12 protein-coding genes and 1 riboswitch are annotated in these 15,874 nt (G+C 67.8%); of the genes, 6 read left to right on the forward strand and 6 right to left on the reverse strand.

Annotated elements, in window-relative coordinates; all coding sequences use genetic code 11:
• Positions 1-22 precede the first annotated feature (22 nt).
• The 6 genes from gcvH (at position 23) to gcvP (ending at position 6,346) form a co-directional block, all read left to right on the forward strand.
• On the forward strand, positions 23-418 hold the full coding sequence (gene gcvH / locus AU193_RS08150; RefSeq protein ID WP_064421857.1) for a glycine cleavage system protein GcvH: 396 nt from the start codon (positions 23-25) through the stop codon (positions 416-418).
• Between the two features lie 132 nt (positions 419-550).
• On the forward strand, positions 551-1,030 hold the full coding sequence (gene garA, locus AU193_RS08155) for a glycogen accumulation regulator GarA (RefSeq protein WP_064421858.1): 480 nt from the start codon (positions 551-553) through the stop codon (positions 1,028-1,030).
• Positions 1,031-1,768 (forward strand): MerR family transcriptional regulator, encoded by a 738-nt coding sequence (locus tag AU193_RS08160; protein ID WP_064421859.1) that lies wholly within the window; start codon positions 1,031-1,033, stop codon positions 1,766-1,768. It abuts the gene before it with no gap.
• Positions 1,769-1,828: 60 nt separating this feature from the next.
• Entirely contained in the window at positions 1,829-2,323 is a 495-nt protein-coding gene (locus AU193_RS08165) for a bifunctional nuclease family protein (protein ID WP_059098552.1), read from the forward strand.
• A 234-nt stretch (positions 2,324-2,557) separates the two neighbouring features.
• Positions 2,558-3,193, forward strand: a complete 636-nt coding sequence (locus AU193_RS08170) for a MerR family transcriptional regulator (protein WP_064421860.1) — start codon at positions 2,558-2,560, stop codon at positions 3,191-3,193.
• Positions 3,194-3,217: 24 nt separating this feature from the next.
• A riboswitch (glycine riboswitch) is annotated at positions 3,218-3,315 on the forward strand.
• Positions 3,316-3,499: 184 nt separating this feature from the next.
• Positions 3,500-6,346 carry an aminomethyl-transferring glycine dehydrogenase gene (gcvP, locus tag AU193_RS08175; protein WP_064421861.1) on the forward strand — a complete coding sequence of 949 codons (2,847 nt, stop codon included), beginning with the start codon at positions 3,500-3,502 and terminating at the stop codon, positions 6,344-6,346.
• 133 nt (positions 6,347-6,479) lie between these two features.
• Here the strand turns inward: gcvP and AU193_RS08180 are convergent, their stop codons facing one another.
• From AU193_RS08180 to AU193_RS08205, 6 genes are all read right to left on the reverse strand, one after another.
• Complete coding sequence (locus AU193_RS08180; protein WP_064421862.1) at positions 6,480-8,528, reverse strand: substrate-binding domain-containing protein; 2,049 nt, start codon at positions 8,526-8,528, stop codon at positions 6,480-6,482.
• Between the two features lie 37 nt (positions 8,529-8,565).
• The gene (locus tag AU193_RS08185; protein ID WP_064421896.1) at positions 8,566-10,797 is read right to left on the reverse strand and encodes a malate synthase G; all 2,232 of its coding nucleotides are present in this window, start codon (positions 10,795-10,797) and stop codon (positions 8,566-8,568) included.
• A 65-nt stretch (positions 10,798-10,862) separates the two neighbouring features.
• On the reverse strand, positions 10,863-11,759 hold the full coding sequence (locus AU193_RS08190; protein WP_371259166.1) for a 3-methyladenine DNA glycosylase: 897 nt from the start codon (positions 11,757-11,759) through the stop codon (positions 10,863-10,865).
• Positions 11,752-12,804 (reverse strand): hemolysin family protein, encoded by a 1,053-nt coding sequence (locus AU193_RS08195; RefSeq protein ID WP_064421863.1) that lies wholly within the window; start codon positions 12,802-12,804, stop codon positions 11,752-11,754. The genes AU193_RS08190 and AU193_RS08195 overlap by 8 nt, the downstream gene beginning before the upstream one ends.
• The gene (locus AU193_RS08200; protein WP_064421864.1) at positions 12,797-14,170 is read right to left on the reverse strand and encodes a hemolysin family protein; all 1,374 of its coding nucleotides are present in this window, start codon (positions 14,168-14,170) and stop codon (positions 12,797-12,799) included. Before AU193_RS08200 ends, AU193_RS08195 begins: the two co-directional genes overlap by 8 nt.
• A gap of 196 nt (positions 14,171-14,366) precedes the next feature.
• Positions 14,367-15,803: a GuaB1 family IMP dehydrogenase-related protein gene (locus tag AU193_RS08205; RefSeq protein ID WP_064421865.1), complete on the reverse strand. Its 1,437-nt coding sequence runs from the start codon at positions 15,801-15,803 to the stop codon at positions 14,367-14,369.
• Positions 15,804-15,874 lie beyond the last annotated feature (71 nt).

A 15,874-nucleotide genomic window follows, 5' to 3' on the forward strand; every position in this document is an offset into this window, starting at 1 on the left:
CCGCTGAACCACGAGGAGCGCCGTGAGCGAAATCCCAGCCGACCTGCACTTCACCGAGGAACACGAGTGGGTGCTGCGCACCGGCGACGACACGGTGCGCGTCGGCGTCACCGACTATGCCCAGTCGGCGCTCGGTGACGTCGTGTTCGTCCAACTGCCCGACGTCGGCGCCGAGGTGACCGCAGGCGAGTCGTTCGGCGAGGTGGAGTCCACCAAGTCGGTGTCGGACCTCTACGCCCCCGTCACCGCGAAAGTCGTTGCGGTCAACGGCGATCTCGAGGGAAGTCCGCAGCTCGTGAACTCCGACCCCTACGGGGAGGGTTGGCTGGTCGAGTTGCAGGCCGATCCGGCCGCGCTGGAGGAGGGGCTGGGCGCGCTGCTGGATGCCGACGGCTACCGCGCCACGGTGAGCGAGTGACGGGTTGTTAGGGTTTTGCAGACCGGACGCCAACTAGGGCGGATCCGGCGGTGGTGGGCACAATCGCGCCCGCCGCGCGGTACGGTCGACATCAGACTCGGTATCGCCACAGCAGCCAGTTAGGAGCAGCGGGTGACGGAAAACGACCAGAACTCTGGGACCGACCAGACGTCTGACGAAGTCACCGTGGAAACGACATCCGTCTTCCGCGCCGACTTCCTCAACGAACTGGACGCCCCGGCCACGGCGGGCACCGAGGGCGCCGTTTCGGGGGTCGAGGGTCTGCCTGCCGGATCGGCGCTGCTGGTCGTCAAGCGTGGGCCGAACGCGGGTTCCCGGTTCCTGCTCGACCAGCCCACCACGTCGGCCGGTCGGCACCCCGACAGCGACATCTTCCTCGACGACGTCACGGTGAGCCGCCGGCACGCCGAATTCCGCCTCGAAGGCGGCGAGTTCCAGGTGGTCGATGTCGGCAGCCTCAACGGCACCTACGTCAACCGCGAACCGGTCGACTCCGCAGTGCTCGCCAACGGCGACGAGGTGCAGATCGGAAAGTTCCGCCTGGTGTTCCTCACCGGCCCGAAGAATGACGACAGCGGTCCAGGGAGCTAAATGACCGCACCCGACACTCCCGCGCTCACAGGGATGTCGATCGGAGCGGTCCTCGATCTGCTGCGACCGGACTTCCCGGACGTGACCATTTCCAAGATCCGGTTCCTGGAGGCCGAAGGCCTGGTCACTCCCGAGCGCACCGCGTCGGGTTATCGGCGGTTCACCGCCTACGACTGCGCTCGTCTGCGGTTCATCCTCACCGCCCAGCGCGACCAGTACCTGCCGTTGAAGGTGATCAAGGCACAGCTCGACGCGCAACCCGACGGCGAGCTGCCGCAGAACGGATCCGCGTACGGCGTACCGCGTTTGGTGCCGGTTCCCGCGCAGGGTGCCGACAGCCCTGCGGGCGCGGCGACGGCGGCGACGCAGGTGCGGCTGTCCCGGGAGGACCTGCTTGCCCGCTCGGGTGTCGGAGAAGAACTGCTGAACGCGCTGGTGAAGGCCGGGATCATCACTGCGGGCCGGACCGGATTCTTCGACGAGCATTCCGTGGTGATCGCCCAGTGTGCGCGCGCACTGGCGGACTACGGTGTCGAACCCCGGCATCTGCGGGCGTTCCGGTCGGCGGCCGATCGGCAATCCGACCTGATCGCCCAGATCGCCGGGCCGATCGTCAAGGCCGACAAGGCGGGTGCCCGCGACCGCGCCGACGACCTGGCGCGTGAAGTGGCGGCCCTGGCGATCACCTTGCACACGTCGCTGATCAAGTCGGCTGTGCGCGACGTACTGGATCGCTGAGGATTAGACTCGGAGCGATGGCTTACAGGCTCGCTTCTTCGGTGCGGAGGGCAGACACAGATGGGTGAGGTTCGTGTGGTCGGCATTCGCGTGGAGCAGCCGCAGAACCAGCCGGTCCTGCTGCTGAGGGAGTCCAACGGTGACCGGTATCTGCCCATCTGGATCGGGCAGTCAGAGGCGGCGGCGATCGCGCTCGAACAGCAGGGCGTCGAGCCGGCCCGGCCGCTGACCCATGACCTGATCCGGGATGTGATTGCCGCACTTGGTCATTCGCTCAAGGAAGTGCGCATCGTCGACCTGCAGGAGGGCACCTTCTACGCCGACCTGATCTTCGATCGCGACATCAAGGTCTCGGCCCGCCCGTCGGATTCCGTGGCGATCGCGCTGCGGGTCGGTGTACCGATCTACGTCGAAGAAGCGGTGCTTGCAGAGGCCGGGCTGATCATTCCCGACGAGAACGACGACGAAGCGGCGGGCGCGGTGCGCGAGGACGAGGTCGAGAAGTTCAAGGAGTTCCTCGACAGCGTCTCACCGGACGACTTCAAGGCGACCTAGCTCCATCGACGCGGCGCCGGCGCCCTGCGGATTTGTCACGGAAGCGTCTCGTCGCTTCGACACGCGGCGCAAGGGTTTCCCCATCGGCGAATCGGGCAGCCATACTCTGAGGGCCGGACCGCTGATGGGCAGTCCACGGACGACGAGAAGCGTATGCTCGACACACTCGGGCTTGGCAAATGTGTGCCCACGTAGGTCACAGACGCAGGTTCGATCGGCGAGAGGAATCGACTAGTGGGAGACACGCCACGTCAGGAGCAGCTGGACCTCACTTCTGCTAGCGGCCCCGCGGATTCGGAACCGACCACCCCCTCGGAACCGGCAGGAGAACCGGTGCAGGCGGGCCTGTTCCCCGACGACTCGGTTCCCGACGAGCTCGTCGGTTACCGGGGACCGAGCGCCTGCCAGATCGCCGGCATCACCTACCGCCAGCTCGATTACTGGGCACGTACCTCGCTGGTCGTGCCGTCCATCCGAAGCGCGGCCGGCTCCGGCAGTCAGCGGCTGTACTCGTTCAAAGACATCCTGGTCCTCAAAATCGTCAAGCGCCTTCTCGACACCGGCATCTCGCTGCACAACATCCGCGTCGCCGTCGACCATCTGCGCCAGCGTGGAGTCCGCGATCTGGCCAACATCACGCTGTTCTCCGATGGGACCACGGTCTATGAGTGCACGTCGGCCGAAGAGGTCGTCGACCTGCTCCAGGGCGGTCAGGGCGTGTTCGGCATCGCCGTTTCGGGCGCCATGCGGGAATTGACCGGCGCGATCGCCGATTTCCCGGGCGAGCGTGCCGACGGCGGCGAGTCGATCGCGGCCCCCGAGGACGAGTTGGCTTCGCGTCGCAAGCACCGCGACCGCAAGATCGGCTGAGTGCCGGTAAACTCGTCACCGCATCGCGCTTGTGCGGGAGAGTTTCGTGGCGGCCAGTCACGGACGCCGAAGGAGCAACACCTCTCCGTCAACCTCTCAGGCACCCGGACCGCACGAGACCCCGATGCCTCTGGAAAGCGGTGAGCTGGTCCGCGGGTTCGTCCCGGAGTCCGCTCGCCCGCCCATGGGGAAAGGCGTATCCCGCACCGTCGTGACCGCCGAATCTCTCAGGCACCCGCACCGGGTCGACGACAGAGGGGGAGGAACCCAGCGGTCCTCTGCTTGCACGCGTCTGGAGTAGCCCGAGTGTTCGATCACCATCAGCCCGATTTCGCCGACCGCCACATCGGACCGGATGCGGACGCCGTCGCCACGATGCTCAAGACGATCGGTGTCTGCTCGCTCGACGAACTCGCGGAGAAGGCGCTGCCGTCGGGCATCCTGGACCCGTTGACGGCCGACGGTCTGGCCCCGGGTCTCGACCGGCTGCCTCCGGCCGCCACCGAGGTGGAGGCGCTCGCCGAACTGCGCGCGCTCGCCGACGTGAACACCGTGGCCGTGTCGATGATCGGCCAGGGCTACTACGACACGTTGACCCCCCCGGTGTTGCTCCGCAACATCCTCGAGAACCCCGCCTGGTACACCGCCTACACCCCTTATCAGCCGGAGATCAGTCAGGGTCGCCTCGAGGCCATGCTCAACTTTCAGACCATGGTGACCGATCTGACCGCCCTCGAGGTCGCCAACGCGTCCATGCTCGACGAGGGCACGGCGGCCGCCGAGGCGATGACGCTGATGCACCGCGCAGTGCGCGGACCGTCGAACCGGCTGGCCGTCGACGCCGACCTGTACCGGCAGACCGCGGCCGTGCTCGCCACCCGGGCCGAGCCGCTCGGCATCGAGATCGTCACCGCCGATCTGACCCGGGGGCTGCCCGACGGCGAGTTCTTCGGCGTCGTCGCGCAACTGCCGGGGGCAGGCGGCGCCGTCGTGGACTGGAGCGAACTCGTCACGCAGGCCCACGATCGCGGCGCCCTGGTCGCGATCGGTGCGGACCTGCTGGCGTTGACGCTGCTCACCCCGCCGGGCGAGATCGGGGCCGACATCGCGTTCGGGACCACCCAAAGATTCGGGGTGTCAATGGGATTCGGTGGGCCGCATGCCGGGTATCTGGCCGTCCACGCCACGCACGCCCGGCAGCTGCCGGGCCGCCTGGTCGGGGTGTCGCTCGACGCCGACGGCGCGCCGGCGTACCGGCTGGCGTTGCAGACCCGCGAACAGCACATCCGCCGCGACAAGGCCACGAGCAACATCTGCACCGCTCAGGTGCTCCTCGCGGTTATGGCCGCGATGTATGCCAGCTACCACGGGGCCGACGGCCTGACCGGGATCGCCCGCCGAGTGCACGAGCGGGCGCGGGCGGTGGCGGCAGGGTTGACGGCGGCCGGGGTGCAGATCGTGCACCGCTCGTTCTTCGACACCGTGCTGGCTCGGGTGCCGGGCCAGGCGGCTGCGGTGCGCGACACCGCCAAGGCGCGCGGCATCAACATCTGGCTGGTCGACGACGACCACGTATCGGTGTCCTGCGACGAGGCGACCACCGCCGCACACGTCGAGGCGGTGCTGTCGGCTTTCGACGCCGCACCGGTCGACTCGCAGTTCGACGGCCCCCGCATCGCGACACGCACGTCGGAGTTCCTGTCCCATCCTGCGTTCACGCGGTACCGCACCGAAACCGAGATGATGCGTTACTTGCGGTCACTGGCCGACAAGGATATCGCCTTGGACCGCAGCATGATTCCGCTCGGATCGTGCACGATGAAGCTCAACGCCGCCGCCGAGATGGAACCGATCACCTGGCCGGAGTTCGGCCGTCAGCATCCCTTCGCCCCGGCCGCCGACACTCCGGGACTGCGGAAGCTCATCGCGGACCTCGAGCAGTGGCTGGTCGACATCACCGGCTACGACGCGGTGTCGCTGCAGCCCAACGCCGGCTCGCAGGGTGAGTACGCCGGGCTGCTGGCGATCCAGGCGTATCACGCCGAGCGCGGTGAGCCCGACCGCAATATCTGTCTCATCCCGTCCAGCGCGCACGGCACCAATGCGGCCTCGGCGGCGCTGGCGGGCATGCGGGTTGTCGTGGTGGCGTGCCGAGCGAACGGCGACGTCGACCTCGACGACCTGCGCGCGAAGGTGCGCGAGCACGCGGATCGGTTGTCCGCCTTGATGATCACGTACCCGTCGACACACGGGGTGTACGAGCACGACATCGTCGACATCTGCGCGGCCGTCCACGACGCGGGCGGCCAAGTGTACGTCGACGGCGCCAACCTCAACGCGCTCGTCGGCTTGGCCCGGCCCGGTCGGTTCGGCGGCGACGTGAGCCACCTCAACCTGCACAAAACGTTCTGCATTCCACACGGCGGTGGCGGCCCCGGAGTCGGCCCCATCGCGGTGCGAGCGCACCTGGCGCCCTACCTGCCCGGCCACCCGCTCGCCGAGGAGCTTCCCGACAGGTACACCGTGTCGGCGGCGCCGTACGGATCAGCGTCGATCCTGCCGATCAGCTGGGCCTACATCCGGATGATGGGCGCAGTCGGATTGCGCGCCGCGTCGCTGACCGCCATCGCGTCGGCCAACTACATCGCCCGCCGCCTCGACGAGTACTACCCGGTGCTCTACACCGGCGAGAACGGCATGGTCGCCCACGAGTGCATCCTCGACCTGCGCACCATCACCAAGCGGACCGGCGTGACCGTCGACGACGTGGCGAAACGATTGGCGGACTACGGTTTTCACGCACCGACCATGAGCTTTCCGGTGGCGGGCACGCTGATGGTCGAGCCGACCGAAAGTGAGAGCCTCGCCGAGGTCGACGCGTTCTGCGAGGCGATGATCGCGATTCGCGGTGAGATCGACAAGGTCGGCGACGGCACCTGGCCCGTGGATGACAACCCCCTGCGCAACGCACCCCACACCGCCGAGTGCCTGCTGGTGGACGACTGGAACCACGCCTACACCCGCGAGCAGGCGGCCTATCCGCTGGGCAAGAACTTCCGGCCCAAGGTGTGGCCGCCGGTGCGTCGCGTCGACGGTGCGTACGGCGACCGCAACCTGGTGTGCTCGTGCCCGCCGGTCGAGGCCTTCGCGTGACGGACGCCCGCCCGATTGCCGGCGAACGTGGGTTACCCGCACGCCAAACCGCAATAAGTGTGCCGGTAACCCACGTTCGGCGGATAGCGCGGCAGGCTGACCTCTGGGCTTTCTGCGTGAGTCGGCTGAACCGCTAACCGAGGAAGTTCGCGATCGCGGCCGTCAGCTCGGGGGAGTCGGAGCTGGCGAGGTTCTGGTAGCTGCCGCCGCTGATCTCGGCCACGGCCTCCCACGTCGCACGGTCGGAGTCGGATCCGAAGTCGATGACGTTGACGGCCACCGGCCTCGCCTCGTCGAACGCACCCCGGATGTACTGCTGCAGCCCTTCCCCGTCGAGGGTCTGGTCTGTGTGCGGCCCGGTGGTGATCACGAGAATCGAATTCTTCTGTCCCTGACGAAAGTTCGCCATCGCTTCGGTGTAGACCAGTCGCAGCGTGGTGAACGAGACCGCGCCCCCTCCGGAGGCGGACTGGTCATCCAGTGCCGACGTCAAGGCCGCCGAGCGCGGCTGGCCGTCGACTTGATCGCTCAGCGGTCCGGTGCTCACCTCCGAACGGCCGGCGGTGCCGTCGAACGTCCACAGTCCCACCGCCGACGAAGCCGGCAACGCCTGCAACCGGGCGTTGAGCGCGGCAACGACGTTCTCGAGCCTGGTCTGCCCGCCTTCGTCGGTGGGCATCGACTGGTCGAGCATGATCGTCACCGCCGGGTTGGCGACCGGGGCGGTCAGGGTGTCGGCCAACAGCGCGCGTGTCTGGTTGTCGCCCACCGTGAGTGGGGCCGGCAGCGGCCCGAAGTCCACGACGTCGCTGTCCGGCGACGTCCCGTCCTGGGTGCGGAAACCGGCCTTGGCCAGTTCCGCGAGCTGTTCGGGTTTACGCATGAACCGGGCGAATTCGCTGGCGGCACTCTTCTGTTCCTGCGATAGCCAATCGCCCGACAGCAACACGGTCGGGTAGTCGGCAATCGCCGCCGGGCCCGGCGGCAGCCATGCCGAGACAACGCCGGCGGCGTTCTGCAATCCGGTGCTGCGCTGATACAGCTGTTGTTCGGTGATCGCGACGGCGTGCACCGGGGCCGCGGCCGGATCAGGCGCGTTGACCAGCGCGTCGAACGCCGTCGAGGTCGTCTTGTCGGCCAGCTTCGGTTGACCCGCCACCACCGTGTTCACCGCCCGCGTGCCGTCGCTGGGCGGCGCACCGGCCGGTACCGAAGCCGCCGCAATCGCCTCCGCGGCGAGATACGACGCATCGCTGTCGCCGCTCAGCGGCAGCGACAGCCGAAGCGAACCCCAACCGGGCAGATTCAACGCGTCCAACGACGACGGATTGCTCTGCAGCGCAGGCAGCGTCGACCAGTTCTGTTGTGCCAGCGCGCCCTTCAACTGCGGACGAACGGCAAGCACCACCGGCGACGTGGCCAGCGAGCGGCTGTCGATGATCGTCTGCGCACCCGACGATGCCTCGAGCCGGGCCGCAGACACCGAGCTGCCGGGAACCCACAGCGCGGGGCGATCACCCAGCTCCCGCGGCCAGGCGCCGATGAAGCCGTTGACCACCTGGTCGGATTCGGCCGGTTTGACGCCGATCTTCACGCATTTGTCGGCCACCGGGGCGGCCGTCTCGTTGTACCGGTCGGCCAATGACCGGATCGGCTCTGCGACATTCGGGTCGGCCACCACCGCGACGGACAGCTCGCCGTCGACGCACCGCGCAGCGGCCTGATCGGTGCGGTCGGACAGGGCGTCACCGAAGAATCGCCACAGGATGACCGCGCCGACGAGCACCACGACCGCGACCAGGGCAACGATGACGCCGACGCTGACACCGCGCCTGCCCGGGGTCACCGCCCGATGGCTACCGGTCCACTCGCCGCCCTCCCACTCGCCGCTGTGCTGCGGACCCGAGCGCGGCGGGACTCCCGGCGGGGGAGTCGATCCAGCGGCGCCGGACTGCGGATAGTCCGGTTCGCGATCCAAATGATTGGGGTTTTCCGGACCATCCGCATAGTCGGGACGGTCGACATCGCCGTATTGCGAGCCATAACCCGCGTCATGACTTCCGGGCCCCGGTTCCGGACGGTCGCCGAGATAGCCGAAGCGTTCGGTCGAAGACTCGTCGTGCCGTTTGCCGAAACCCCTGCCTGCCGAATCGCCGGGATCCCGTTTGCTGTGCCTGCCCACTTCCGCCCTCTACCTGCGACGCCGACCAGTCACCAGATCACGCACCGCCGTGTGCGGCCTTGTATTCGCGGCGGCGGCGATGCAGGATCGGCTCGGTGTAGCCGTTCGGTTGTTCGCCGCCAGACAGGATCAACTCCTGCGCGGCCTGGAACGCGATGTTGTGGTCCGGATCCGTTGCCATCGGCTTGAATTCGGGGTCCTGCTCGTTCTGCTTGTCGACGATGGCGGCCATCCGCTTGAGACTGGCCACCACGTCGTCGGGAGTGATGACGCCGTGACGCAACCAATTAGCCAGCAGCTGACTCGAAATACGCAGCGTCGCACGGTCTTCCATCAGTGCGACGTTGTGGATGTCGGGCACCTTCGAGCAACCGACGCCGGCGTCGATCCAGCGCACCACGTAGCCGAGAATCGACTGACAGTTGTTGTCGACCTCTTCGCGGATCTCCTCGGGTGCCCAGGCGAGTTCCTTGGCCAGCGGCACGGCCAACAACTGCTCGACGCTGGTGCGCTTCGCACCTTCGAGTTCCTTGTGCACCGCGTAGACATCGACCTCGTGGTAGTGCATGGCGTGCAGCGTGGCCGCGGTCGGCGAGGGCACCCACGCGGTGGTGGCGCCGGCCTTGGGCTGGCCGATCTTCTGCTCGACCATGTCGGCCATCAGGTCGGTCATCGCCCACATGCCCTTGCCGATCTGGGCCTTGCCGGAGAAACCGGTCGCCAGCCCGATGTCGACGTTCTGATCCTCGTAGGCCTGGATCCACTGGGTGCTCTTCATCGCGCCCTTCCGGATCATCGGCCCCGCTTCCATCGAGGTGTGGATCTCGTCGCCGGTGCGATCGAGGAAGCCGGTGTTGATGAACACCACCCGGTCGGCTGCGGCCTTGATGCAGGCCTTGAGGTTGACGGTGGTGCGGCGCTCCTCGTCCATGATGCCGACCTTGAGGGTGTTGGCGGGCAACCCGAGCACGTCCTCGACGCGGCTGAACAACTCGACGGTGTAGGCGACCTCGTCGGGACCGTGCATCTTGGGCTTGACGATGTACACCGAGCCGGTCCTGCTGTTGACCAGCGGGCCGTTGCCGTCCCCGGACTTCAGGCCGTGGATCGCGATGAGGCTGGTGAACAGCGCGTCCTGGATGCCCTCGAAGACCTCGACTTCCTCGCCGTTGCCGTCGGTCCTGACGATCGCGTCGTTGGTCATCAGGTGACCGACGTTGCGCACGAACAGCAGGCTGCGGCCCGGAAGTGTCAGCTCGCCAGGGCCATCGGGACCCGGATTCGGCCGAGTGTAGGTGCGGTCCTCGTTGAGCTTGCGGGTGAAGGTCTTGCCGCCCTTGGTCACCTCTTCGGTGAGGTCACCGCGGTTGAGGCCCAGCCAATTCCGGTACCCGAGCACCTTGTCGGCGGCGTCGACGGCCGCGACCGAGTCCTCGAAGTCCATGATCGTGGTGACCGCGGATTCCAGGACGACGTCCTTGATGCCCGCGGCGTCGGTCGAGCCGACGGGCGACTCCGGGTCGACGAGAATCTCGACGTGTAATCCGTTGTTGCGCAACAGCACCGACCACTGCGGCGAGCCGAGCTCGCCGGTGTAGCCGACGAACTGCTCGGGCGCGGCCAGCCCGACCGAGTTGCCGTCGCCCAGATCGACGAGCAGCTGACCAGCGCCATCTGCCATGTCGATGCGCAGGCCGGTGGCCTCGCTCCAGGCGCCGGAGGCCAACGGCGCTGCGCCGTCGAGGAATCGGCGGGCGTAGGCGATGACCTTGTCGCCGCGTACTCGGTTGTAACTGTCGCCCTTCTCCGCGCCGTCGTCCTCGGAGATGACGTCGGTGCCGTAGAGCGCGTCGTAGAGCGAACCCCACCGGGCGTTCGCGGCGTTCAGCGCGAAACGGGCGTTGAGGATCGGCACCACCAGTTGGGGTCCGGCGGTTGTGGTGATCTCGTCGTCGACGCCCGCGGTCGTGATCGTGAAGTCGTCGGGCTCGGGCAGCAGGTAGCCGATCTCGGTGAGGAACGCCTTGTACGCGTCATGGTCGAGCGGCTCGATGACCCGCTGGCGGTGCCACTTGTCGATGCGGGCCTGCAGATCGTCCCGCTTGGCCAGCAATTCCTCGTTCTTGGGCGTCAGATCGGCGACGACCTTGTCCACCCCGGACCAGAAGGTGTCGGGGTCGATGTCGGTGCCGGGCAACGCCTCGTTGTTGATGAAGTCGTACAGCACCCGGGCCACGCGCAGGTTTCCCACCGTCACGCGATCGGTCATCATTCCTCCTAGAACTGTCGTCCCAGCTTACCCAGGGGTAACCAGGCTCATCCGCGACCGGCAGGTCAGCCGTCGCCGGCGACCGCGGCGAGAAGCCTTTCGCACCGATCGGCGAGGTCGGCCCGCAGCGGGGCCGCCCGCTCCGCAATGGTCTGTTGGATCCGCACGTATTCGGCGCGACCGGCCGGTGTCTCGATCGCGATCGGTTCGAATCCGTATTCGCGGAGATCATAGGGGCTGGCCCGCATGTCGAGTGCACGGGCGTCGGCGGCCAACTCGAGGCAGTCCATCACGAGCTCGGAGTCGACCAGGGGACCGAGCTTGAAAGACCACTTGTAAAGGTCCATCGCGGCGTGCAGGCAGCCAGGCTGTTCGGTGGCGACCTGGCCCTGCCGGGTGAGTCGTTCGGCATTGCGTCCGGCGGCGGGTTCGGTGAAGAAGCGGAACGCGTCGAAGTGACTGCAGCGCAACGGCATCGACTCGACGACCGCGTCGGTGCCCGCCGCGCCGAGCCGCAGCGGTACCCGGTCGTGGCGCACCGTCGGCGTCCGGTAGACCATCGCCCATTCGTGCAGTCCGAAACAGTTCAGCCGGGCGGGACGCGCCGCTGTCGACCGCAACAGGCGGCCGACGAACCGGACGGTGTCGATACGCGCCGCAAGGTGCCCGCGGCTCACCACCACACCGTCGTGGCCCCGCGCGTACCCCGTTCGGCCCAGAAACCGGTGTGCGCCGCCTCCGGCCAAGGCGACGCCGAAGCCGGGATGCCACACCCGCAACTTGGCGGGCCGCAGGCTGTAGTAGGTGAACAGGAAATCCCAGACCGGGTGCTTCTCGCCGCAACGGGCCCGGCGACGGTGCGGTGCGCAGAACGCGTCGGCCCGGCGCTGATGCGCCTGCTCGCGGACGCTCCAGTCCGACTCGTAGAGCACGACGGCGGCGCGCACGGCGACGTCAGACACGATGGGTCCCGTCGCGCACAGTGCCCACCAGGTCCTCGACGAGATCCTCGAGCGCGACCATCGCCTCCACGCTGCCGTCGGATGCGGTCACCAGCGCCAGGTGGCTGTTGGTGCGACGCAGCCGCGACAACGCGTCGGGCAACGGCAGCGACGACGGCACCACCGGCAGCGGGCGCACCATCGACAGGTCCAGCAGGGCGTCGGGGTCGTCGTCGAACGCCAGCACGTCCTTGATGTGCAGGTATCCCAGGTAGGTGCCCGACGCGTCGGTGATCGGGAAGCGCGAGTACCCCGTCTCGGCCAGCGCCTCTTCGACGGCGCCGACAGTCGGTCCCGCCCCTTCGCGCGCCACCGACACCGTCCTGATGTCGCGCAACGGGAATGCGACGTCCTTGACCGCGCGGTCGCGAATCTGCAGGGCACGGGTGAGCCTGCTGTGTTCCTCGGGATCGAGCAGCCCCTCGGACAGCGATTCGGCGATCATCTCCGACAGCTCGACGGTGGACACCGTGACGTCGAGTTCGTCCTTGGGCTCCACCCGAAACAGTCGCAGGGTCGCGTTGGCGCACCAGTTGTAGAACGCGATCAGGGGCCGGGCGATGCGGATATACACCAGATAGGTCGGTATCAGCAGCATGGCCGCCGACTCCGGGCCGGCGATCGCGATGTTTTTCGGCACCATCTCGCCGAGCAGCACGTGCAGGACGACCACGATGGTCAGTGCGACGACGAAGGACACCGAGTGCAGCACCGCATCGGGTACCCCCACGACGTCGAACGGCTTCTCCAGCAGATGCGCGACGGCGGGTTCGCCGACGCGACCGAGCAGGATCGAGCAGATCGTGATGCCCAGCTGGGCGCCCGCGAGCATCAACGACAGGTGTTCACCGGCGCGGATCACGGTGACGGCGCTCTTCTTGCCCTGTTCGGCCAACGCCTCGAGCCGATCGCGCCGCGCGGAGATCAACGAGAACTCCGATGCGACGAAGAACGCGTTGACGGCCAGCAGCAGCACCGTCAGCAGCACACCGAGGAGGTCACCCATCGACGCTTCTCCGATCGACGGCCTCGCCGCTGCGACCCAGTTCGGTCAGCTCGAGCAGGTCGATGCGCCGCCCGTCCATCCGCAACACGGTGGCCAGCCAGCGGTTCGGATCCTCGAGCGGACCGTCGGGGTCGAACGCTTCGAGCTCGACCGACTCACCTTCGTCGGGGATGTGGCCGAGCTTCTCGAGGACCAGGCCGCCGATCGTCTCGTAGTCGCCCTCGGGGGCCCGGAACGGGGTGGCGCCTGCTACCTCGTCGATGCGGAGCAGGCCCGATATCTGCCAGCCGCGGCCCGCGGGCACCACATCGGGTGCCTCGTCGTCGTGTTCGTCGCGGACGTCACCGACGATCTCCTCGATCAGGTCCTCCACGGTGACCATGCCGGCGGTCCCGCCGTATTCGTCGACCACCAGCGCCGTCTGTAGGCCGTTGGCACGGATCTGGGTCATCACCGCGTCACCGTCCAACGTCGAGGGCACCTTGGCGACCGGCAGCGCCAGCGACGCCAGCCGGGTGGTGGCGCGTTTGTCGATCGGTACCTCGAACACCTGCTTGACGTGGGCGATCCCGATCGTCTCGTCGAGGTCTCCGCGGATGATGGGAAAACGCGAGAATCCCGTCCTGATCGCTACGGTGACCAGATCGGTGACCGTCGCGTCGGCGTCCAAAGCCTCGATCTTCTGGCGGGGTGTCATGAGCTCCTCCGCGGAGCGATCGCCGAACCGAAGCGACCGGTCGACCAACACCGCGGTGAATTCATCCAGCGCGCCGCTGCGGGCCGAACTGCGCACCAGCGACACCAGTTCCTGCGGGGAGCGGGCCGAGCGCAGCTCCTCGGCGGGCTCGATGCCGAGGCGACGCAGGATCATGTTGGCGGTCCCGTTGGTCAGCCGGATCAGCGGAGTGAACAGCGCGGAGAACAACAGCTGCGGTCCGGCCGACCAGCGCGCCGTCGTCACGGGCCGAGCGACCGCGAGGTTCTTCGGCACCAGCTCGCCGAACACCATCGACAGCGAGGTGGCGATCGCGATGGCGAGCACGAGCGACAGCCCGCTGGACAACCGGGCCGGCACCCCGATCGCGTCCAGGCCGGGGTGGATCAACCGCGCGACGACGGGTTCGGCCAGGTAGCCGGTTGCCAGAGTGGTGATCGAGATGCCCACCTGGGCACCGGACAGCTGGAAGGACAGCGTGCGGTGCGCCCGTTGGACCATCTTGTCGCGTCGGTGGCCGCTGCGTGCGTTGGCGTCCACCGTGATGCGCTCGAGCGCGGTCAGCGAGAACTCGGCGGCGACGAAAACCGCGGTGCCCAACGTCAGCAACACGATTGCGAGCACAGACAGCAACGTCGAAGCGACGCTCATCGGATGGGTCCCACGTCGGTGCCGGGCCTGTTGCCCGGCCGTCTAGAGGAAGGCTCGGCGTCGGGAGGCTCGGGCCGCTCGGCCCGGTGGGGCCCCTCTGCAACCCGGGCCTCGACGGGTGCCTGCGGCACGGGATCCCTTTCGCGTAGAGGACTCAAGGAAAACCATGGTAACGGGTGATCTTGCGGGGAAGGGATCACCAACCCGTGGGCAGCGGATGCCCCTCGGCGAAGCCCGCCGCCGACTGCACGCCGAGCACCACCTTTTCGTGCAGTTCGGCCAGGTTGGCGGCGCCGACGTAGGTGCATGTGCTGCGGACCCCGGAGGTGATGTGGTCGAGCAGGTCCTCCACGCCCCCGCGGGAGGGATCGAGGCTCATTCTCGACGTCGAGATGCCCTCCTCGAACAGCGCCTTGCGGGCCCGGTCGAATGCCCCGTCACCGGCGGTGCGGGCGGCGACCGCGCGTTTGGACGCCATACCGTAGCTCTCCTTGAACGGTTGGTTGTCGCGGTCGCGCATCAGGTCGCCGGGGGACTCGTAGGTGCCTGCGAACCACGAGCCGATCATCACGTTGGATGCGCCGGCGGCCAATGCCAGAGCCACATCCCGCGGATGCCGGATACCACCGTCCGCCCACACGTGAGCACCCAATTGCCTTGCCGCAGAAGCACATTCGACCACCGCGGAGAACTGGGGCCGCCCCACACCGGTCATCATCCGGGTGGTGCACATCGCGCCGGGCCCGACGCCCACCTTCACGATCGACGCGCCCGCGCTGATCAGATCCCTGGTGCCCTCGGCGGAGACGACGTTGCCCGCGGCCAGCGGCAGTCCGAGGTCCAGCGACGACACCGCCTCGATCGCGTCGAGCATCTTCACCTGGTGCCCGTGCGCGGTGTCGATCACCAGCAGGTCGACACCGACCTCGGCCAGGCTGCGCGCCTTGTCGCCGACATCGCCGTTGATCCCGATCGCCCCCGCCACCCGTAATCGGCCCTTGTCGTCGACCGCCGGTGTGTACATGCCCGCCCGGACCGCGCCGGTCCGCGTCAGCACGCCGGCCAGCGTGCCATCGCTCTCGGTCAGCACCGCCATGTCGACCGGCGCGTGCTCGAGCAGGTCGAACACCTTGCGCGGCTCGGTCCCCACCGGCGCGGTGACGAAGTCGGCGACCGCGACGTCCCTCACGCGCGTGAAGCGGTCGACGCCCTCGCAGTTCGCCTCGGTGACCAGACCGATGGGCCTGCCCTCGAAGACGACCACCGCGGCGCCGTGCGCACGCTTGTGGATCAGCGCGGTCGCATCGGACACCGAGTCGTCGGGGGAGAGCACGACGGGGGTGTCGACGACCAGGTCGCGGCTCTTGACGAAGTCGACGGTCGCCTTCACCACGGAGATCGGCAGGTCCTGCGGCAGCACCACCACACCGCCGCGTCGGGCCACGGTCTCGGCCATCCGGCGGCCGGCGACGGCGGTCATGTTCGCGACCACGACCGGGATCGTGGTGCCCGAGCCGTCGGAGGTCGACAAGTCGACGTCCATCCGTGATTGGACATCGGAGCGCCCCGGAACGATGAAGACGTCGTTGTAGGTCAGGTCATATGCGGGTGTGTGCCCGTCGAGAAATCGCATGTCGGCTCAAGTCTAGTTGTCGCCGAGACCGCACACAGATCGCGATTGTGCGTGATCAGTGCGCAGAACCG

The organism is Mycobacterium sp. GA-1285, assembly GCF_001499905.1.
Lineage (GTDB): Bacteria > Actinomycetota > Actinomycetes > Mycobacteriales > Mycobacteriaceae > Mycobacterium.

What these genes read in the sequence shown, in the direction of transcription:
- AU193_RS08160 (WP_064421859.1), top strand. Translation starts at nt 1,031, where the DNA reads ATGACCGCACCCGACACTCCCGCGCTCACAGGGATGTCGATCGGAGCG.
- AU193_RS08165 (WP_059098552.1), top strand. Translation starts at nt 1,829, where the DNA reads ATGGGTGAGGTTCGTGTGGTCGGCATTCGCGTGGAGCAGCCGCAGAAC.
- AU193_RS08185 (WP_064421896.1), bottom strand. Translation starts at nt 10,797, where the DNA reads ATGACCGATCGCGTGACGGTGGGAAACCTGCGCGTGGCCCGGGTGCTG.
- AU193_RS08195 (WP_064421863.1), bottom strand. Translation starts at nt 12,804, where the DNA reads ATGGGTGACCTCCTCGGTGTGCTGCTGACGGTGCTGCTGCTGGCCGTC.
- AU193_RS08200 (WP_064421864.1), bottom strand. Translation starts at nt 14,170, where the DNA reads ATGAGCGTCGCTTCGACGTTGCTGTCTGTGCTCGCAATCGTGTTGCTG.
- AU193_RS08205 (WP_064421865.1), bottom strand. Translation starts at nt 15,803, where the DNA reads ATGCGATTTCTCGACGGGCACACACCCGCATATGACCTGACCTACAAC.